Here is a 19949-nt window from a genome sequence, read left to right on the forward strand (position 1 = left end):
TCTTGTCCACGATCGCGTTGAGCGTCGCGGACGGACGCATCACCGAGGTGACCTTCTCCATATCCGGCGCGTAGTAGCCGCCCAGGTCCACCGGGGAACCCTGCACGCCGTTGAGCTCGGCCAGGATGGTCTCCTCCTGGGCCCCCAGCTCCTCGGCGATCGGCTTCGCCGCGGCCGCCAGCTCGGCGTCCTCGGTCTGCTTCGCCAGCTCGCGGGCCCAGTACAGCGCCAGGTAGAAGTGGCTGCCGCGGTTGTCCAGCTCGCCGACCTTGCGCTTCGGGGACTTGCCCTCGATCAGCAGGGTGCCGGTGGCGGCGTCCAGGGTGTCCGCCAGGACCTGCGCGCGGTGGTTCTCGTTCGCGACCGCCTCGTGCTCGAAGGACACGGCCAGCGCGAGGAACTCGCCGAGGGAGTCCCAGCGAAGGTGGTTCTCCTCCAGCAGCTGCTGCACGTGCTTCGGGGCGGAGCCGCCCGCGCCGGTCTCGAACAGGCCGCCGCCGTTGAGCAGCGGGACGATCGACAGCATCTTCGCGGACGTGCCCAGCTCGAGGATCGGGAACAGGTCCGTGTTGTAGTCACGCAGCACGTTGCCGGTCACGGAGATGGTGTCCTCGCCGCGGCGGATGCGCTCCACCGAGAGCTTGGTGGCCTCCACCGGGGAGAGGATGCGCAGATCCAGGCCCTCGGTGTCGTGCTCCTTGAGGTACTCCTCGACCTTCTTGATGAGCTCGCGGTCGTGGGCGCGGGTCTCGTCCAGCCAGAACACGGCCGGGGTCTGGGACGCGCGGGCGCGGGTCACGGCCAGCTTCACCCAGTCGCGCACCGGGACGTCCTTGGTCTGGCAGGCGCGCCAGATGTCGCCGGCCTCGACGTCGTGGGAGAGCAGGGTCTCCCCGGCGGAGTTCTTCACGGCCACGGTGCCCGCGGCGTCCATGATGAACGTCTTGTCGTGCGAGCCGTACTCCTCGGCCTTCTGCGCCATGAGGCCCACGTTCGGGACGGTGCCCATGGTGGAGGGGTCGTAGGCGCCGTTGGCCTTGCAGTCGTCGATCACGGCCTGGAAGACGCCGGCGTAGGAGGAGTCCGGGATGACGGCCAGGGTGTCCTGGGTCTGGTCGTGCTTGTTCCACATGCGGCCGGAGTTGCGGATCATGGCGGGCATGGAGGCGTCCACGATCACGTCGGAGGGCACGTGGAGGTTGGTGATGCCCTTGGCGGAGTTCACCATGGCCACGTCCGGGCCGTTCTCGTAGGCGGCGGCGATGGCGGCGCGCACACCCTCGGCGGTCTCGGCGTCGAGCTTGTCCAGGCCGCCCTCGATCGCGGCGAGGCCGTTGTTCGCGGACAGGCCGGCGGCGGCCAGCTGCTCGCCGTACTTCTCGAACAGCTCGGAGAAGTAGGCCTTCACGACGTGGCCGAAGATCACCGGGTCGGAGACCTTCATCATGGTGGCCTTCAGGTGCGCGGAGAAGAGGATGCCCTCCTCCTTGGCGCGCTTGACCTGCTCGGCGAGGAACGCGTCCAGGGCCTTGGCGGACATGAACGTGCCGTCCACGACCTCGCCCTTGAGGACCTTCAGGCCCTCCTTGAGCACGGTGGTCTTGCCGTCCTCGCCGGTGAACTCGATCGTCAGCACGTCGGCGGACGGCAGGGTCACGGACTGCTCATTGGCGCGGAAGTCGTCCGCGCCCATGGTGGCGACGGCGGTCTTGGAGTCCGGGGTCCACTCGCCCATCGAGTGGGGGAAGCGCTTGGCGTACGCCTTCACGGCCTTCGGGGCGCGGCGGTCCGAGTTGCCCTCGCGCAGCACCGGATTCACGGCGGAGCCCTTGACCGAGTCGTAGCGCGCCTTCGCGTCCTTCTCCGCGTCCGTCTTCGGCTCGTCCGGGTACTCCGGCAGCGCGTAGCCGTGCGCCTGCAGCTCCTTGATCGCGGCGCGCAGCTGCGGCACGGACGCGGAGATGTTCGGCAGCTTGATGACGTTGGCCTCGGGGGTCTTCACGAGCTCGCCGAGCTCGGCGAGGGCGTCCGCGGTGCGCTGCTCCTCGGGCAGGACGTCCTTGAACGCGGCGAGGATGCGGCCGGCCAGCGAGATGTCACGGGTCTCCAGCTCCACGCCGGCGGTGCCCGCGTAGGCGCGCACGATCGGCAGCAGCGACGCGGTGGCCAGCATGGGCGCCTCGTCCGTGAGCGTGTAGATGATCTTCGACATGCGGATGATCTCTCCTTCTGGCCGCACTCGAGACGCGGCCCTCGTCGGCAGGGAACGGGTGACTCGCCGCCAATCTACCCGGCGTCTCGGACGCGCCACACCGTGTGTGGCTCGGCGTCAGCGCCCCCGGCCGTCGCCGGCGCCCTCGCCGGGCCGGGCGGGGTCGCCCGGGTACCAGGGGGGCGCCGCCGTCGTCGGGGGCGCCCCCCTGACGACGGCGGCGCGGCCGGTCCGGCGGGCCCGCCCCGGAACGCCTCGCCGAGGCAGGCCGCGTGCCGCACCTGCTCGGCCTCCCGCCGGCGTCGCCGCTCCCCCTCGGTGAACGACTGCCCGGCGCCGAGGGCGGTGACCGCGGCGAAGGCGACCCCCAGGAACCCGAAGAACGTGCCCCACGCGGCCCCTGGAGGCACGGCGGTGTGGATCGTGGCCGGCTCAGATGCCGAGCACGGCCTGGGCGATGAAGAAGTAGACGACCAGGCCGAGGGCGTCCACGAGCGTCGAGATGAACGGGTTCGAGAACACGGCGGGGTCGGCGCCGATCGTGCGCGCCGCCAACGGCATGAGGCCGCCGACGGTGGCGGCGAAGGCGCACACGGTGAACAGCGTCGCCCCGATCACGAGACCGACGGGCCACGAGAACACGAGCCCGGCGAGCACGAGGCCCAGCAGGCCGATGCACCCGCCCAGGGCCATGCCGACGCGCAGCTCGCGGAACATCACGCGCGGCGCGTCGCGGGGCCGGACGTCGTCGAGGGCGAGCGCCCGGGTGACCGTGGTGGCCGCCTGGTTGCCCGTGTTGCCGCCGGTGCCGATGATCAGCGGGATGAACAGGGAGAGGACGACCATCTCCTCGAGCGTGTCCTCGAAGACGCCGAGCACCTGCACGGTGAGGGTGGCCCCGATCGCGAGCACGAGCAGCCACGTGATCCGCGAGCGCATCAGGCTCAGGACGGAGGTCGCCAGGTAGGGACGACCCAGCGGCTCCACGCCGCCGGCGCGGGCGGAGTCCTCGGTCGACCCCTCGTCGAGGACCTCGAGGGCGTCGGCCACCGTGAACACCCCGATCAGGCGACCCTCCGAGTCCGTCACCGGCACGGTCCACAGACGGCGGTCCGCGCAGAGCCGGGCCACCTCCTCGGCGTCCTCGGTGGCGACGGCGGACACCGGTTCCCGCATGATCTCCGAGACTCGCGCATCGAGCGGCTGTGTGACCAGCACGGAGACGTCGACGACGCCCGTCAGACGCGCCTGGGGACTGACCACCGGCACGGAGACGATGGCGGCCTGCTCCTGCCCCCCGTGCTCCCGGAGGTTCTCGAGCGCGGTGGACACGGTCCAGTCCTCGCGCAGGCGCACGGGCGCCATGCGCAGCCGCCGTCCCACCGAGTCCGCCGGGTAGCCCAGGAGCCGGCCGGCCTTGCCGCTCGCCTCCGCGTCGAGCCCGGCGAGCATCTTGCGGGCCACGTTGGCCGGCATCTCGTCGAGCAGCCGGGCCTGGCCCGAGACCCGCAGCTCGGCGAAGAGGTCCTGGACCTGACCGTCCTGGAGCTTGCGCACCAGGTCGGACTGCTGGCCCGTCTCCATGGCCGCGAAGACCTGGACCGCCGTCGTCTTGTCCAGGAGGCGGAACAGCATCGGGGCCATGCGCGGCTCGGAGCGGTCGAGGAGTTCGAGCGCGTCGCCCGGGGACAGCGCGCGCAGCAGCTCGACCGCGCTGTCGAGGTCGTCCCTGCGCAGGTGCTCGCGGATGCGGCCCTCGACGCTCTCGACCTCGCGGCGGATCATCGCCTCGTCACCTCCTGGGGGTCGCGGGGGCCCGGTCCGGGCCCCCGTCCGGCGGCGGCGCGCCGCGCTCAGCCGTGGAAGAAGTGGCGCGCCCCGGTCAGGTACAGGGTCACGCCGGCGGCCTCGGCCGCGGCCACGACCTCCTCGTCCCGGACGGAGCCGCCCGGCTGGACGACGGCCTTCACGCCGGCGTCGATGAGGATCTGCAGCCCGTCCGCGAACGGGAAGAACGCGTCCGAGGCGGCCACGGACCCGCGGGCCCGCTCGGGGGCCCCCTCCCCGGAGACGTTCTCGGCGCCGCCGGCGCTGCTCACGTCCTGCCCGCCGGTCTGCGCGGCGCCCAGGGTGTTGGCGCGCTCGACGGCCAGGCGGCAGGAGTCGAGGCGGTTGACCTGGCCCATGCCCACGCCGACCGTGGCGCCGTCGTGGGCCAGCAGCACGGCGTTGGACTTGGCCGCGCGCACGGCGCGCCACGCGAAGGCCAGGTCGGCCAGGACGGCCTCGTCGGCGGCCGGGCCGGCGGCGAGGGTCCAGGTGGCCGGGTCGTCGCCGTCCGCGTCCACCGCGTCCGCGATCTGCAGCAGCATGCCGCCGGAGACCTGCTTGGCCTCCACGGCGTCCCGCAGGAAGCCCTCGGGCAGGCTCAGCAGGCGCAGGTTCTTCTTGGCGGAGAGGATCTCCAGGGCCTCAGGCTCGAACGCCGGGGCCACGACGACCTCCGTGAACACGTCCTTCACCTGGGCGGCCATGGCGGCGGTGACGGGGCGGTTGGCCGCGATCACGCCGCCGAACGCGGAGACCGGATCGCACGCGTGGGCCTTGGCGTGCGCCTGCGCGATGTCCGTGCCCTCGTCCGTGACGGCCACGCCGCACGGGTTGGCGTGCTTGACGATCGCCACGGCCGGGACCGGGTGGTCGAAGGCGGCGCGCACCGCGGCGTCGGCGTCCACGTAGTTGTTGTAGCTCATCGGCTTGCCGTGCAGCAGCTCGGCCTGCGCGATGCCGGGGGCCGCCGAGGAGTCCAGGTACAGCGCCGCGGGCTGGTGCGGGTTCTCGCCGTAGCGCAGGATCTGCGCGCGCTCGAGGGAGAAGCCGGCGTAGGGCGGGAACACGGGGATCTCGTCGGCGTGCGTGTCCTCGCCGAAGTGGGCGGCGGTCCAGGCGGCCACGGCGTTGTCGTACGCCGCGGTGTGGGCGAAGGCCAGGGCGGCCAGGCGCCGGCGGGCACGCAGGTCGAAGCCGCCGGACTGGGCAGCCTGGACGACCTCGCCGTAGCGGGCCGGGTCCACGACGATCGCCACGGACGCGTGGTTCTTCGCCGCCGCGCGCACCATGGACGGCCCGCCGATGTCGATCTGCTCGACGACGGCGTCCTCCGCGGCGCCCGAGTTCACGGTGTCCACGAACGGGTAGAGGTTCACGACGACGAGGTCGAACGGCTCCACCTCGAGCTCGCGCAGCTGGGTCACGTGGTCCTCACGACGACGGTCGGCCAGAATGCCCGCGTGCACGCGCGGGTGCAGCGTCTTCACGCGGCCGTCCAGGCACTCCTGGAACCCGGTGACCTCGGCGACCTCGGTGACGGGCACACCGGCGGCGGCGATGCGCTGGGCGGTGGAGCCGGTCGAGACGATCTGCACGCCCGCGGCGTGGAGCCCGGTGGCGAGCTCCTCGAGGCCGGTCTTGTCGTACACGGAGATCAGGGCCCGCTTCAGGGGCACCGTGTCCAGGACGGTGGGGATGGGCTGGGCAGAGGTCACGAGGGGGCGCTCCTTCGAGGGGGTCCGGGTGCATCCCCAGCATAGGCCGGGCCGCATAATGGCCCAGGCGTCCACGTGACGGACCGCCCCACTCCACCCGACGAACGGGAGCCGACCATGTCCTCCGCCACCCCACCCCGCCCCAGCGCCGACGGCGCGCACCCCGGGCCCACGCCCGACGTCGTCTCCCCCGACGCCGCCCTGCCCACCGGCGAGGCGGTCGTCCAGGAGCTGCCGTGGCGCTGGTCCGTCCAGGGCCGCATCTTCCTGATCGGCGGCCTGGGCTTCATGTTCGACGCGTGGGACGTCACGCTCAACGGCGTGATGATCCCCTTGCTGCGCGAGGAGTGGGCCCTGGACAAGGCCGACGCCGCGTGGATCGGCACCGCCAACCTCATCGGCATGGCCGTGGGCGCGTTCCTGTGGGGCACCATCGCGGACCGCATCGGCCGCAAGGCGGCGTTCGCGTGGACGCTCGCGATCTTCTCCGTGTTCACGATCGCGGGCGCGCTGACGGACTCGCTGCTGTGGTTCGCGCTGTTCCGCTTCGTGGCCGGTGTGGGCCTGGGCGGCACGATCCCCGTGGACTACGCACTCGTGGGCGAGTTCACCCCGCGCCGGCTGCGCGGCCGCGTCCTGGCCGCGATGGACGGCTGGTGGCCCGTCGGCGCCGCGCTGTGCGGCCTCGTCTCCGCCTGGCTCGTGGGCACGTGGGGCGACTGGCGCCTGCCCCTGCTGGCCATGGTCCTGCCGGCCCTGCTCGTGTTCGTCGTGCGCCTGGGCATCCCCGAGTCCCCGCTGTTCCTGATGAGCCGGGGCCGCGAGGCACAGGCCCGCGCCGTCATCGACCGCATGGTGGCGGCCACCGGCGCGCCTCGCCGGCCCTACACGATGCCCCCGGCCGAGCCGGCCCGCTCCGGCGGCGTCGGCGCGCAGCTCGCCGCGGTCTGGCGGTTCTCCCCGCGCATCACCGCGGTCGCCTGGGCCCTGTTCGTGGCCATCATGCTCGTCTACTACATCGCGCTGCAGTGGCTGCCGACGTTCCTCATCGACGCCGGCTACGCGGAGGGCCGCGCCTTCATCATGACCTCCGGCATGGCCGCGGCCGGCCTGCTCGGCGTGGTCGTGGCCACCGCGCTGATCGAGGTCACCGGCCGCCGCTGGCTGCTGGCCGTCAGCGCCGTCGTCGCGAGCGCCCTGACCGTCTGGCTGGCGAGCGTGCTGGACGTGCCCGCTGCGGTGCTGCCGCTCGTGCTGGCGTTCGGCTTCGTGGTGCAGGTCGCGATCCCGGTGCTCTACACGTACGTCTCCGAGCTGTACCCGACGACGCTGCGCGCCTCCGGCTTCGGCTGGGCGTCGGCGGCCTCGCGGGTGGGCGCGGGCCTGGGTCCGCTGCTCTTCGTGGGCACGCTGGTCCCCGCCCTCGGGCTGCCGGGGGCGTTCGCCGTCACCGGCGGGCTCGTGGTCCTGGCCTGCGCGGCGATGCTGGCGCTGGCCCCGGAGACCCGCGGCCGCGCCCTCGAGGTCAGCGCCGACTGAGCTCGCCGAGCACGCGCAGCAGCAGGGCCCGCTCCTGGACCTTGATGCGCTCGTGCAGCTCGGCCTCGGTGTCCGTGTCCAGCACGGGCACCGCGGCCTGCGCGAGGATCGGGCCGGTGTCCACGCCCGCGTCCACCACGTGCACGGTGCAGCCGGTGACCTTCACCCCGTGCGCCAGCGCGTCCCGGACGCCGTGGGCCCCCGGGAAGGACGGCAGCAGGGCCGGGTGGGTGTTGAGGATGCGGCCGTCGAACCGCTCGAGCAGCGGGGCGCCCAGGATCCGCATGAATCCGGAGCACACCACCCAGTCCGGCGCGTAGGCGGCGACGGCGTCCGCGAGCGCCTCGTCCCACGCGCGCCGGTCCGCGTGGTCCTTCGGGGACACCACGAACGTCTCGATCCCGTGGGCGCGGGCACGCTCCAGGCCGCCGGCGTCGGCGACGTCGGCGCCCACCGCGGCGATCTCCATGTCCAGGGCGCCGGAGGCCACGGCGTCGAGGACGGCCTGCAGGTTGGTGCCGGAACCGGAGACGAGGGCAACGATGCGCATGCGCCCATCGTAGGGTGAGGGGGTGTCCGCCCCCGTTCCCTCCTCCCCGCCCCGCCCGCCGCAGGGCGCCCCGGACCCCGGCCGCGTCCGCACCGGTCGTGCCCTGCTGTGGCAGTCCGTGGCGCTGCTGGGGATGGTGCTCTCCTTCTCCCTCGTGCTGCCGTGGAAGCTGATCGCCCTCGCGCTGGGGCTGGTCGCCCTCGTGCTCGGCGTGCGCGTGTGGGTCACGAGCCGCGGCGCCGAGCGCTCGGGGCTGCCCCGCGCGGTGGCGTCCGCCGGCATGGCGATGGCGCTGATGGGCATGACGACGGCGGCGCTGCCGCTGCTCGCGTGGGACGCGACGGTCCAGCTCGAGCAGTGCGGCGCCTCCGCGCTCACCGTGCGGGCGCAGCAGGCGTGCGCGGACGAGTTCACCCGTCAGGTGGAGGAGCGCACGGGGGTGCCCCAGCTGCGGCCCTGAGCCGCGGGCGTCAGTCCCGCGCCCGGCGCGGGGACGGCCGGTCGCGCAGGCCCGAGGCGCGGTCGCCGGACCGCGGCACCGTCGTCGTCCCGTCCCGGTGCCCGGCCACGGCCAGGGCGGTGAGGTAGCCGGCCGCGCAGCCCAGCGCGACCCACCCGGCGACGGCGGCGCACACCGCCCAGACGTGGGGGCCGATGTCCGTCAGCGTGCCGAGCCCGAGCGTCCCGGAGGTGAGGGCCAGCGGCACGAGCAGCAGCAGCCCGGCGAGCAGTCCGGTGAGCACGGCCAGGGCCAGCGTGGACAGCGTCAGGGACACCGCGCGGCTGCCGTGGCGGGTGTGCAGCCAGTCGTCGAGGTGGTTCTCCCCCTCCCGCAGCAGCCACACGCCGGCCACGACGCCGGCGCTGATCGGCACGGCCAGCAGGAGCAGCTGCCACGGCGACCACGTCCCGGGCAGCGCACCCAGCGCCGGGAGGGCGGGCGCGGTGGCCGGCGTCGCGCCGAACACGGAGTAGAGGCTGTCCGCACCCACGGAGAACCCCGGGCCCGCCGTCCACGCGATCGACCACGCGGTGAACGTGGGCAGCCAGCCGATCTGCAGCAGCGCCAGCAGCAGGCCGCCCAGCGGACCGCCCCCGATCGCCTCGGCCACGGTGACGACGGCGGTCCACTCGACGGCCAGCCGCCCCGCCACGAGCAGCGCGTTCAGGCCCGTCAGGGCGAGCACGGCGAGGACCGCGGCGCGCACCACGGACCAGGCGTACGAACCGGCCCAGCGTTCGTACTGCGAGCGCCGCGAGATCCGCTCCGTGAGATCCAGGCCGATCAGGTGCGCCCAGGTGCCCGCCTCGCGCCGCGCCCCCGCGAGGGCGGCGACGCCGAAGAGCAGGGCGGGCAGCAGCGCCGCCGGGGCGGGGTGCGCCGTCAGCTCGTCCGTGCCGGGCAGGAACGCCACGGCCAGCCCCACCAGGGCGTAGGCCCCCACCGCGCCCACGAAGGCCTGCCACGCCTGGTCCCGGTAGGACGCGCGGGCCAGGCGCCGGCCGGCCCGCCACGACAGCGCGAGCGGGACCAGGGTCAGGCCCCACGGCACGAGCCACGCCGTGCCGGTGATGAGGTGATCCGGCGCGGTGGGCATGGCCGTGGCCACGGTGACGGGCACCGCGTGCAGGGCCAGCCACAGGACGCCGCCCACCTGGACGGCGCCCTCGATGGTCGGCCGCTCGAACCCGCCCGTGGCCCACACCGCGAGGGTGGGGACCATGACCGTCAGCAGGCTGATCATCGCCGTGACGAGCGCCTCGACCACCCCCTGCAGCCACAGCGGCAGGGGGACGGGGCGCAGCAGACGGGGCGCAGCGGGGCGGGAACTCACCCGTCCATGGTGCCACCCGACTCCGGGCGGCGCCTGGACGGGGGCGGGCCGCGCGGGCCGGTGCGACGACCGTCACGCGCCCCGAGAGTTCACCGCGGGGTCACCGGGCCGTCGTCGGCGGGTGTCCCGGCCGTGGTCCGGGGTCCTTAGCGTCGGCCACGTGCGTGTCGTCGTGGTCGCCGAATCGTTCCTGCCCCATATGAACGGGGTCACCAACTCCATCCTCCAGGTGCTGCGGCACCTGCGGGAACGGGGCGACGAGGCGATGGTGGTCGCCCCGGCCGCCTCGTGGTCCGCCGGGTGGACCCAACGCGCGGGCGCCGGTGAGGCCCCCCGCGAGGTCGAGGGCTTCCCCGTGCGCACCCTGCCCTCCGTGCCCCTGACCGGGTACACCTCCGTGCGGGTGGCCGCCGGCACGGTGGGCCGGCTGCGCGGCATGCTCGCCGACTTCGCCCCGGACGTGGTGCACATCGCCTCCCCCTTCGTGCTGGGCTGGCGCGCGGTGCAGGCGGCCGAGGAGCTCGGCATCCCCTCCGTGGCCGTCTACCAGACCGAGGTCCCCGGCTACGCGGCCCGGTACGGCGCCCCGTGGCTGGAGGACGTGCTGTGGAGCCACGTGGCGCGCCTGCACAACATGGCCACGCTGACGCTCGCGCCGTCGTCGTTCACCGTCCGGCAGCTGCACCGCCAGGGGGTGCGACGCGTGCACCTGTGGGGCCGCGGCGTCGACTCCCGCCGATTCCATCCCGCCAAGCGGGACGAGGCGCTGCGCGCCGAGCTCGCCCCGAACGGCGAGAAGCTCGTGGGCTTCGTGGGGCGGCTGGCGCACGAGAAGCAGGTCGGGGACCTGCGGGTGCTCTCGGACCTGCCGGGCACCCGCCTCGTGGTCATCGGCTCCGGGCCGCTGCGCGAACAGCTCGAGCGGGAGCTGCCCGGCGCGCACTTCGCCGGCTTCCAGGGGGGCGAGGACCTCGCGCGCCACGTGGCCAGCCTGGACCTGTTCGTGCACCCCGGCGAGTCCGACACCTTCGGCCAGACGCTGCAGGAGGCGATGGCCTCGGGCGTGCCCGTCGTCGCCGTCGGCCGCGGCGGCCCCCTCGACATCGTGGACGCCTCCCGCACCGGCTGGCTCTACCCGCCCGGCGAGCTGGACGAGCTGCGCCGCCACGTCGCGGACCTCGTGTACGACGACGTCAAGCGGGCCGCGTTCGCCGACGCGGCGTGGGCGTCGGTGCAGGGCCGGACCTGGCCGGTGCTGTGCGATCAGCTCGTGGGCTACTACGAGAAGGCGATCGCGGTGCAGGAGCGCCGCCGCGTGGAGCTGGCCCGCCGGCTGCTGACGGCGCCGGCGCTGCTGGCCGCGCGCGTGTTCGGCTGAGCCCCGGGCCGGACGCCGGGCGGGCGCCCGGCGGTCCGGGTCTCGCGTCCGGAGCCGTGGCTAGGGTGGCGGGCATGGACGCCACCCCGCACCCCCGACCCGCCGAGCCCGGCCCCCTGCCCGATCCCGCCGCGCCCCGCCGCCTCGCCGGCAAGGACGTGCACCCCGTCGGCCTCGGGTGCATGAACATCGTGCACGGCTACTCCGGATTCCTCGACGACGACGCCGCCGTCGACCTGCTCACCCGCGTGCTGGAGGACGGCACCGACCACCTGGACACCGCCACCCTCTACGGCGGCGGCCGCAGCGAGGAGCTCGTGGGGCGCGCGCTCGCCCGGGCGGGGTCGGACGTCCGCGAGCGCGTGCTGCTCGCCTCCAAGGGCGGGCTCGTGCGGGACGGGCAGCGGCGGATCGACGGCCGCCCGGAGACGCTGCGCGCGCACGTGGACGCCTCCCTGAGCCGGCTCGGCCAGGACCGGATCGACCTGTACTACCTGCACCGGCTGGACCCGGAGGTCCCCGTCGAGGAGTCCGTGGGGGCGCTCGCAGAGGCCGTCACGGAGGGCAAGATCGGGGCGATCGGCCTGTCCGAGGTCTCGGCCGTCACCCTGACCCGGGCCGTGGCCGTCCACCCGATCGCGGCCGTGCAGTCCGAGTACTCCCTCGCCACCCGCAACCCCGAGTGGGGCGTGCTCGAGGCGTGCCGCCGCCATGGGACCGCCTTCGTGGCCTTCTCCCCCGTCAGCCGCGGCCTCCTCACGGACGCGCCGCCGCGGCTGGACCGGCTGGACGCGGGAGATCTGCGGCACCGGCTGCCCCGCTTCGCCGAGGGCCACTACGAGGCCAACCTGACGCTGCGCGAGGCGCTCTCGGCCGAGGCCGTCCGGCTCGGGACGAGCACGGCGGGGCTCGCCGTCGCCTGGGTCCTGGCCCAGGGCGAGGACGTCCTGGCGATCCCGGGCACCACCTCGTGGGAGCACTGGCTCGAGGACCGGGGCGCGCACGCGGTGCGGCTGACCCCGGCCGACGTCGCCCGGCTGGACGGCCTCGTCAATGACGCGACCGTGGCGGGCCCGCGCTACAGCGAGAGCCAGCAGGCCAGCATCGACACCGAGGCGGCGCCGCCGCGCTGAGCCGAACGCGGGGCCCGGGGTGGCCCGCGTCTCATTTCGGCAACAGAGCGCGCTCCCTGTCAGGATGGGCGTCAGGCACCGCGGCCTCCTCCGACCGCGGCGCGCCACGGCGGGGGCACCGCGGGGCGTCTTTATCCCGACGTCCGAGGAGGACACCATGAATGAGTCTCTGGAGACCCTGCGCGACGAAGTGTTCGCGCGCAACCCCGGCGAGGCCGAGTTCCACCAGGCGGTGTCCGAGGTGTTCGAGGCGCTGGGGCCGGTGGTGCAGCGCCACCCCCAGTACGTCGAGGCCGGGGTCATGCACCGCCTCTGCGAGCCGGAGCGCCAGATCATCTTCCGCGTCCCGTGGATCGACGATGCCGGCGTCGTGCAGGTCAACCGCGGGTTCCGCGTGGAGTTCAACTCGGCGCTCGGCCCGTACAAGGGCGGGCTGCGTTTCCACCCCTCCGTGTACCTCGGGATCGTCAAGTTCCTGGGCTTCGAGCAGATCTTCAAGAACTCGCTCACCGGCATGCCGATCGGCGGCGGCAAGGGTGGCTCGGACTTCGACCCCGCCGGCAAGTCCGACCGCGAGATCATGCGGTTCTGCCAGTCCTTCATGACGGAGCTGCATCGCCACATCGGTGAGCACACGGACGTGCCGGCCGGTGACATCGGCGTGGGCGCCCGCGAGATCGGCTACATGTTCGGCCAGTACAAGCGACTGACCAACCGCTTCGAGGCCGGCGCCCTCACCGGCAAGGGCCTGACGTGGGGCGGCTCGCTGGTCCGCACCGAGGCCACCGGCTACGGCGCCGTGATGTTCGTCGACTCCATGCTCCGCACGCGCGGCGAATCCATGGACGGCCAGCAGGTGCTGATCTCCGGCTCCGGCAACGTGGCCATCTACGCCGCGGAGAAGGCCGCCGCGCTCGGGGCCACCGTGCTCACCGCGTCCGACTCCTCGGGCTACATCGTGGACCCGGACGGCCTCGACCTGGACCTGCTCAAGCAGATCAAGGAGGTCGAGCGTGCCCGTATCTCCGAGTACGCCGAGCGCCGCGGCGGGCGGTCCCGCTACGTGACCGGCGGCAGCGTCTGGGACGTCGAGGGCACCGTGGCCCTGCCGTGTGCCACCCAGAACGAGCTCGACGAGTCCGCCGCGCGGACCCTGCTGAAGAACGGGGTGAAGGCCGTGGCCGAGGGCGCGAACATGCCCTGCACCGAGGCGGCCGCCCACCTGTTCGTCGACTCCGGGACGCTGTTCGGCCCGGGCAAGGCCGCCAACGCGGGCGGCGTGGCGACGTCGGCGCTGGAGATGCAGCAGAACGCCTCGCGGGACTCGTGGAGCTTCGACTACACCCACGACCGGCTCGAGCAGATCATGCGTGACATCCACGACCGCTGCGTGGAGACCGCCGAGGAGTACGGCACGCCCGGCAACTACGTGGCGGGGGCCAACATCGCCGGGTTCATCAAGGTCGCCGACGCGATGATCGCCCAGGGCGTGGTCTGAGGCCTGGCCCTGCCCCTTCCGTGATCCTCCGCCGCCCTGCGACATCACCGCCGTTCTGACGCGCGGTGATGTCGCAGGGCGGCGGTCTCTCGAGGGCACCCGACTCCTGCACAACAGGCTCCCCGACGTCGGGTGCCCTCCACCGCCGACGCGGCCGACCCCTCACGCCCCGGACGGGCCCACGACACTGGGCCGCATGACCCCGCTCTCCGACCACTCGCGTGCGCTGCTCCCGGGACGCGGGCCCCTGCTCAGCGCGGCAGACCCCCACGACGGGGCGGCGCGGCGCCGTCTCGAACGCGCCTGGACCCGCGGGGTCCTCGTGCGGCTCAGCCCGCGCGTCTACATCAGCGTCAGCGACTGGGCCGCGCTGCGTCCGTGGGACAGGGCGGTCGTGTCCGCCGTCGCCCTCTCGATCGCCCGCCCCGCGACGGTGTTCACGGGCCTGACCGCGGCCCGGTTGCACGGTCTGGGGCCAGCCGTCGAGCCGCCCGCGCTCGAGCTGCGCGCCCCCTCGCCCGGGCATCACGGCTGCGGTCCGCTGACCCGCCGTCCCCTCGCCCCCTCCCTGGTGGCCCACGACCGCCGGCTTCCCGTCCCGCCACGCCGCCGACCCCGGTGGGGGCTGCCGGAGGCGGCCCACGCCGCGCCTCAGCCGGTCGAGGCCGTCCTGTCGGACGGGCAGAGCCTCGGGACCGTCCTGGCGGATCCGCTGCCCACGGTGCTGCTGGTCCTCGGCGCGGCCACCCCGTTCCGCGACGCCGTGGCCCCGCTGGACGCGCTCGTCCGAGCCTGGCCCGAGGAGGCCGCACGCTGGGCGAGGCAGGCGGAGAGCCGACTCGGATCAGCGGCCGCCCTCCGCCGATTCGAGCGGGCCTGGCACTTCGCGGACGCGCGGGCGGAATCCGCCGGCGAGTCCTACAGCCGGGCCATCATCCACGAGCTCGGCTTCGTCCCGCCCACGGCGCTGCAGCATCGCCACCGGGATGCGAACGGACGCGGGGTGGCCCGCACGGACTTCTGGTGGGAGCAGGTGCGGGTGTACGGGGAGTTCGACGGGCTGGGCAAGTACGACCTGTCGTTCTTCGACGGTGACGACACGGCCCGCCGCGCCAGCATCCGCCGGGAGAAGGAACGGGAGGTGGCCCTGCAGCTGGTCACCCGGGCGGGTGCGCATTGGACGTGGGGAGACCTCCTGCGGCCGGACCGGCTGGCGCGGATCCTCACCGCCGCGGGCGTCCCCCGCTCGGTCTGATCCACGGCCGTCCCACGGGCCCGGTCCCGACTCGGCGAGCCCGAGCGGTCGACCTCCGCTCTGCGACATCACAGCCGTGCTGCACGGCGGTGATGTCGCTGGGCGGCTGCCGGGCAGTCAGCAGCCCACATCAGCCCACCTCAGCCGGCCAGCGCCGCCCGCTGCTCGGGGCTGATGCGCACGGGGCGGCCCGTCTGCCCGTCGACGAACACCATGACGGACGTCGCGGTGGCGCAGAGGGTGTCGTCGACGCCGTCGTGCAGGGCGTAGCCCACGTGCACCGAGGCGGCCTTCACGGCGTCCACGCTCACCACCACGCGCAGCGGCACGGGGCGGTAGGGCATCTGGGCCCGGTACTTCACAGTGTGCTCGGAGATGAACGTCCGCACACCGGGGGCCACCCCCTCGAGGAGGTCGATCGGCGGGGCCTGCCCGCCACCGGCGCCGGTGTTCGCGGGCACGCCGAAGGCCGCCACGCGGGCCTCCTCCAGCAGCTGCACCACGGCGATGTTGTTCACGTGGCCGTAGGCGTCCATGTCCGCCCAGCGCAGCGGGATGCGGACCTCGACGGAGCGCGAGGCGGTCATCGGGCGGCCTCCTCGTCCGCGGGCCGGCCGTCGCGCTGCCCCGGGGCGTCGAGGGTCGCCGGCGCCTCGTCATCACCGAGGATGTCCTCGCGCCAGGCCTCGGGCTGCACGTCCACGAACTCGACGGGCAGGATGCCCAGGTCCTCGAGCTGATTGGACAGCGTGGCCCCGTCCGGGCCGTAGCACCACGGGATGCCCGGGGTGGAATGGCGGGTGTCCTCCGCCCGGCCGCCCGCGAGCAGCGCCTGCGAGGGGGTCAGCTGCCGGATGACGATCGCCTTGACCCGGTCGGGGTGGCGCTGCGCGAACTCGGCGTAGATCTCGGGGTCGTGCTGGCCGTCGTCGCCCACCAGGATCCACTGGATGTCCGGGAACTGCTCGGCGAGGCGCTCGAGCTGGACCCTCTTGTGCTCCTGACCGGAGCGGAACCAGCGGTCCCTCGTGGGCCCCCAGCTGGTCAGCAGCAGAGCGCCGAGCGGGTAGAGGTTGCGGCCCAGGAAGCGGGTGAGGGTCTGCGCCACGTTCCACGCGCCCGTGGACAGGTACAGCACGGGGGCCTTCGGCTCGAGCTCGGCGATCCGGCGCAGCAGCACGGCGATCCCCGGAGTGGGCGTGCGGGCGTGCTCGTCGATCACGAACGAGTTCCAGGCCGCCAGCAGGGGGCGGGGCAGCGAGGTGACCACCACGGTGTCGTCGATGTCCGAGACCAGGCCGATCCGCGCGCCCGGCTCGCAGATGTACAGGTCCATGACGGCGTGCTCCTCTTGGCCGCCGACGTGGAGGGTGGCGGTCTGCCAGCCGGGCTCCAGCTCGACGTCCAGCACGACGTCGACGACGCCCATCCGGTCCGTGCGCACCGTGGTGCGCAGGTCCCCCACCTGCACCTCCACCTCGGCGTAGGCCATGGGCGGGGCCACGAAGTTGCGCCAGCCGCGCACGCCGTCCGCCACCACCTTCGACAGCCGACGGCCGTTCATGAACTCCTCGTCGGAGGCGATCACCACACGGGAGAGGATCCGCACCCAGCTGGTGCTGCCGTAGCCCGTGAACGCCATGACCGTCGGCACGTTGCCGGCACGCAGCGCGCGGGCGCGGTGCCAACGGTTCCACCCCTCCTGCAGGTGCGTGGCGACGTTCTCCACGGGAGTGGGGTCACCGGAAGGGGCCAGGCGGCCGCGCCGGGGCGCGGGCGTGGGGGCGTCGGAGGCTGCGGGCATGCGCCCAGTATTCCGCACCGTGCGCTCTCAGCGGATCTCGGGGACCAGCGCGGTCAGGCGGTCCAGCATGCGGCCGACCTTGCCGTTCTCGATCGCGGCGGCCACGTGCCCGTCCGCGAACCGCTCGCCGCGCACCAGGTAGGTGAACAGCGTGCCGAGGTCGGCCAGGGACGCCTCGGCGATGCCGGCCTCGCTCACCCGGTCCACGTTCCGCAGGTAGTCGACGTCGATGCCCGCCAGCTCCTGCGCGGCCACGAGGCCGGGGAACACGCGGTCGTCGTAGTCCGGGTAGACGCCGCCGAGGGTGCCGGGCGCGGGGGCGCCGTAGGAGGCGATCGGCCGGGCCTCGGTGCCGTAGCCGGCGGCGAGCAGCTCGCGCAGCGCACGCACGGCGGCCACGCGCTGGGGCGTGGGGGTCTGCGGGCCGGTGAGGGTGGCGTCGTCGTCGGGGGTCGGGAGGGGGTGCTCGGTCATGGCGGCTCCTCTGCTCGGGGGGGTCGGCCCCATTGTCTCGCGTGCGGTCCGGCGTGTCCGGACCCCCGCCTAGGCTCGGGGCATGAGCCCAGCCCTGCCCCGCCCCGCCGAGCTCCGCGCGATCGCCCTCGACGCCGCCCGCGCGGTCGTCGGCGACCTCGCCGCCGCCTTCCGCTCCCCCACCGCCATCGGGCCCGAGGCCAAGACCACGCACCACGACCTCGTCACCGTGCACGACCGACACACCGAGGCCCGGCTCGTCGCCGCGCTCACGACGGCGGTCCCCGGCTCCGGCGTGCTCGGCGAGGAGCTCGGGGCGCAGGCCGGCACCGGTGAGGCCGCCCGGCTGACCTGGATCGTCGACCCCATCGACGGCACCTCCAACTTCACACACGGCTTCGCGATGTTCTCGGTGTCCCTGGCCGCCGAGGTCGACGGCGAGGTGGTGGCCGGCGTCGTGCTGGACCCCGTGGGCCGGCTGGCGTTCTCCGCCGACGCGGACGGCGCCTACCTCACCCGCGGCGACGGGCCGGAGCGCCCGCTGGCCGAGGTCGGCCGGCCGGCGCCGGCCGGCGGCGAGCGCGCCCAGAACCTCGTGACCTCCTATCCGGCGGGCGAGGCGCTCGCGCGCGAGGGCGAGGACGCGCTGCGCCGCTTCGGGCGGCTCGTGACCGCCCACGCGACCGTGCGCCGCACCGTCTCCGGCGCCCTCGAGCTCGCCCACACGGCGGCGGGCTGGGCCGACGCCGCGCTGTACGTGGACACCAAGCCCTGGGACGTCGCGGCGGGGCAGCTGATCCTGCGCCGCGCCGGGGGCAGGTGGCTCACGCCGGACCCGGCCGCGCCGTCGTCGGGCCGGCTCGTCGACGACGGCCCGCGCGCCCACACGTGCCCGTTCGCGCTCGCCGTCGCCCCGGGCCGCGAGGCGCCGACGACGGCGGCGGTGCTGGGTGACATCGTCGCCTCGCGGGCGACCGACCATGTATAGAGTGGATGTGAGCCCGATCTCAGCGCCGCGCCCGACGGCGCCCGTCCCGGCATGCCAGGAGGCCCCGATGACCCAGCAGCACCATGACACCGACGACGCCCCGTCGATGCAGCGCCCCGATCCGGTCGCGGAGCCCGGGGACCACCTGATGTTCGAGCACCCGGACGGCGAGGCCGTCCTGGTGCTGGACGAGGACCAGGTCTGGCGACTGCTGGGCCGCGTGGGCCACGCGCGCCTCGGGCTGGCCGTGGACGGGCGGCCGGACATCGTGCCGGTGAACGTGCGGGCCCACGACGGCGCCATCTACTTCCGCACCGCGCCCGGCTCGAAGCTCGCCGAGCTCACGGTGAACCCGCGCGTCGTGGTGCAGGCCGACGGGATCCTGGCCGACCAGGCCTGGTCCGTGCTCGTGCACGGCACCGCGCGCCGCCTGGACACGGAGGCGGAGATCGCGGAGGCCGAGTCCCTCGGCATCGAACCGTGGGTGCCGACGCTCAAGGACTTCTACGTCCGCGTGGACGTCCAGCGCGTGTCCGGCCGCCACTTCGTGTTCGGCCCGCACCCCGAGCGCAACGAGTCCCAGACCGACTGACCCGGTGACCGGGCCGGGAAGGCTCAGGGACGCGCCGGGGGCTGGCCGCCCTCGCCGCCCGCCGGGGGCTGGCCACCGCCGGGCCCGCCCATCCCGCCCTGCTCCTGCTCGGTGGTGGTGTCGATCGGGACGTCGATGGTGATGGCGAAGCCCTTCTCCACGGAGCCCGTGATCTGCGGCAGCTGCGTCTCGTAGCCGTCCGAGAAGACGTTGTCCGTCTCGAGGCTGACGTCGGCGAAGTTCTCCGTGGACCCGTCGTAGGCCGAGGTGGCGTAGACCTGCGCGGACTGCTCCTCGGGCATGGCGATCTGGGAGGTGAGGACGTTGTTCGTCGCGTCCGTGATGGACGCCTTGTCCGGGAACACCTCGAAGTGCAGGTGGGGCCACCGGCCGTCGTAGCAGCCGGGCCACACCGTGGTGAAGGTGACCGTGCCGTCGTCGCCCACCACCTGGACGCCGCGCAGGGAGGTCTCCTCCGTGATGCCGTCCGAGTACATCGAGTAGCGGCCCTGCGCGTCGGCGTGCCAGAGGTACACGGCGGCGCCGGTCATCGCGGCGTCGCCGTTGGCCATGTCGATCACGTTCATCGTCACCGTGAGCGGGACGCCCTCGGCGGCGGTGCCCGTGTCGATGCTCGTGGTCAGGTCGGAACGTTCGATGCCGGACGCGTCGAGCACGTCCGGGCCGTTGGAGCCGTCGCCCGGGTACGGGCCTGCGGTCTCGGTGACCATCTCGGTCAGGGTGGCGGACGGCGAGGCGCTCGCCGCCGACGAGGAGGCCGCGGGTGACGAGGAGCCGGCGCTCGCCGACGTCGAGCCGGAGGAGGACGAGGCGCCCTCCTGGACACCGCACGCGGCGAGGACGAGGGCTCCCGCCCCCGCGCCGAAGATGCCCAGCGCGTTGCGGCGGGAGACGAGCGTGCCGACGTCGAAGGCGCCGCCCTGGTCCTCGACGTCCTCGGCGGGGCGGTGGAAGGCCCGGCCCTCGAAGGTGGGCGTGACGGCGGGGGCCCCGCCTCCCTCGGTGACCTGGGGGAAGGGACGGCGGGAGCGGGTCGGGAGCCAGGGGCCCTGGAGTTCCTCTCGTGGGGCGCCCGCCGGGTGGCGGGCCGCGTCGAGAGGCCAGCATGGCAACGGATGCCGGACG

17 protein-coding genes are annotated in these 19949 nt (G+C 74.0%); 8 read left to right on the plus strand and 9 right to left on the minus strand.

Annotation, left to right across the window (positions count from 1 at the left end; genetic code table 11):
- The 3 genes from ACFI33_RS09110 to purH all read right to left on the minus strand — a co-directional run.
- On the minus strand, positions 1 to 2212 hold a 2212-nt coding region (locus tag ACFI33_RS09110), incomplete at its 3' end, for an NADP-dependent isocitrate dehydrogenase (protein ID WP_462623960.1).
- A gap of 432 nt (positions 2213 to 2644) precedes the next feature.
- Positions 2645 to 3997, minus strand: coding sequence for a magnesium transporter (gene mgtE / locus ACFI33_RS09115; protein ID WP_127435263.1), 1353 nt, complete (start codon positions 3995 to 3997; stop codon positions 2645 to 2647).
- Positions 3998 to 4065: 68 nt separating this feature from the next.
- Positions 4066 to 5757 carry a bifunctional phosphoribosylaminoimidazolecarboxamide formyltransferase/IMP cyclohydrolase gene (purH, locus tag ACFI33_RS09120; protein WP_036338171.1) on the minus strand — a complete coding sequence of 564 codons (1692 nt, stop codon included), beginning with the start codon at positions 5755 to 5757 and terminating at the stop codon, positions 4066 to 4068.
- 117 nt (positions 5758 to 5874) lie between these two features.
- Between purH and ACFI33_RS09125 the strand changes: the two genes are divergently transcribed.
- Complete coding sequence (locus ACFI33_RS09125) at positions 5875 to 7296, plus strand: MFS transporter (RefSeq protein ID WP_036338169.1); 1422 nt, start codon at positions 5875 to 5877, stop codon at positions 7294 to 7296.
- On the opposite strand, the gene purN is transcribed toward ACFI33_RS09125, so the two are convergent.
- Positions 7283 to 7846, minus strand: coding sequence for a phosphoribosylglycinamide formyltransferase (gene purN, locus ACFI33_RS09130; protein WP_078025794.1), 564 nt, complete (start codon positions 7844 to 7846; stop codon positions 7283 to 7285). The genes ACFI33_RS09125 and purN overlap by 14 nt on opposite strands.
- A 22-nt stretch (positions 7847 to 7868) precedes the next feature.
- On the opposite strand from purN, the gene ACFI33_RS09135 reads away from it, so the two are divergent.
- Positions 7869 to 8306, plus strand: a complete 438-nt coding sequence (locus tag ACFI33_RS09135) for a hypothetical protein (RefSeq protein ID WP_070709856.1) — start codon at positions 7869 to 7871, stop codon at positions 8304 to 8306.
- A gap of 10 nt (positions 8307 to 8316) precedes the next feature.
- Here the strand turns inward: ACFI33_RS09135 and ACFI33_RS09140 are convergent, their stop codons facing one another.
- Positions 8317 to 9681, minus strand: a complete 1365-nt coding sequence (locus ACFI33_RS09140) for a cell division protein PerM (RefSeq protein ID WP_233569982.1) — start codon at positions 9679 to 9681, stop codon at positions 8317 to 8319.
- 160 nt (positions 9682 to 9841) lie between these two features.
- On the opposite strand from ACFI33_RS09140, the gene ACFI33_RS09145 reads away from it, so the two are divergent.
- The 4 genes from ACFI33_RS09145 to ACFI33_RS09160 all read left to right on the plus strand — a co-directional run bounded on the left by ACFI33_RS09145 (position 9842) and on the right by ACFI33_RS09160 (position 14945).
- Positions 9842 to 11059, plus strand: a complete 1218-nt coding sequence (locus ACFI33_RS09145; RefSeq protein WP_462623961.1) for a glycosyltransferase family 4 protein — start codon at positions 9842 to 9844, stop codon at positions 11057 to 11059.
- Between the two features lie 74 nt (positions 11060 to 11133).
- Positions 11134 to 12192, plus strand: a complete 1059-nt coding sequence (locus ACFI33_RS09150) for an aldo/keto reductase (RefSeq protein WP_462623962.1) — start codon at positions 11134 to 11136, stop codon at positions 12190 to 12192.
- A 157-nt stretch (positions 12193 to 12349) separates the two neighbouring features.
- Positions 12350 to 13690 carry an NADP-specific glutamate dehydrogenase gene (gene gdhA / locus ACFI33_RS09155; protein ID WP_020621604.1) on the plus strand — a complete coding sequence of 447 codons (1341 nt, stop codon included), beginning with the start codon at positions 12350 to 12352 and terminating at the stop codon, positions 13688 to 13690.
- A gap of 196 nt (positions 13691 to 13886) precedes the next feature.
- Complete coding sequence (locus tag ACFI33_RS09160; protein ID WP_155933667.1) at positions 13887 to 14945, plus strand: hypothetical protein; 1059 nt, start codon at positions 13887 to 13889, stop codon at positions 14943 to 14945.
- 140 nt (positions 14946 to 15085) lie between these two features.
- Here ACFI33_RS09160 and ACFI33_RS09165 read toward each other — a convergent pair whose 3' ends face one another.
- From ACFI33_RS09165 to ACFI33_RS09175, 3 genes are read right to left on the minus strand one after another with little or no spacing between them, the layout of a single operon-like run.
- Positions 15086 to 15532 carry an acyl-CoA thioesterase gene (locus tag ACFI33_RS09165; protein ID WP_002853740.1) on the minus strand — a complete coding sequence of 149 codons (447 nt, stop codon included), beginning with the start codon at positions 15530 to 15532 and terminating at the stop codon, positions 15086 to 15088.
- Entirely contained in the window at positions 15529 to 16749 is a 1221-nt protein-coding gene (locus ACFI33_RS09170) for an App1 family protein (RefSeq protein ID WP_061866956.1), read from the minus strand. The genes ACFI33_RS09165 and ACFI33_RS09170 overlap by 4 nt, the downstream gene beginning before the upstream one ends.
- A gap of 27 nt (positions 16750 to 16776) precedes the next feature.
- Positions 16777 to 17223, minus strand: a complete 447-nt coding sequence (locus ACFI33_RS09175) for a DUF6508 domain-containing protein (protein ID WP_020621601.1) — start codon at positions 17221 to 17223, stop codon at positions 16777 to 16779.
- Between the two features lie 82 nt (positions 17224 to 17305).
- Between ACFI33_RS09175 and ACFI33_RS09180 the strand changes: the two genes are divergently transcribed.
- Together ACFI33_RS09180 and ACFI33_RS09185 are read left to right on the plus strand one after the other, a co-directional pair.
- On the plus strand, positions 17306 to 18211 hold the full coding sequence (locus ACFI33_RS09180; RefSeq protein ID WP_020621600.1) for an inositol monophosphatase family protein: 906 nt from the start codon (positions 17306 to 17308) through the stop codon (positions 18209 to 18211).
- 67 nt (positions 18212 to 18278) lie between these two features.
- A complete protein-coding gene (locus ACFI33_RS09185; RefSeq protein WP_020621599.1) occupies positions 18279 to 18803 on the plus strand; it encodes a pyridoxamine 5'-phosphate oxidase family protein in 525 nt (174 codons plus the stop codon).
- Between the two features lie 23 nt (positions 18804 to 18826).
- Here the strand turns inward: ACFI33_RS09185 and ACFI33_RS09190 are convergent, their stop codons facing one another.
- Positions 18827 to 19936: a dioxygenase family protein gene (locus ACFI33_RS09190; protein WP_462623963.1), complete on the minus strand. Its 1110-nt coding sequence runs from the start codon at positions 19934 to 19936 to the stop codon at positions 18827 to 18829.
- Positions 19937 to 19949 lie beyond the last annotated feature (13 nt).

The organism is Micrococcus sp. PSi08 (assembly GCF_054960655.1).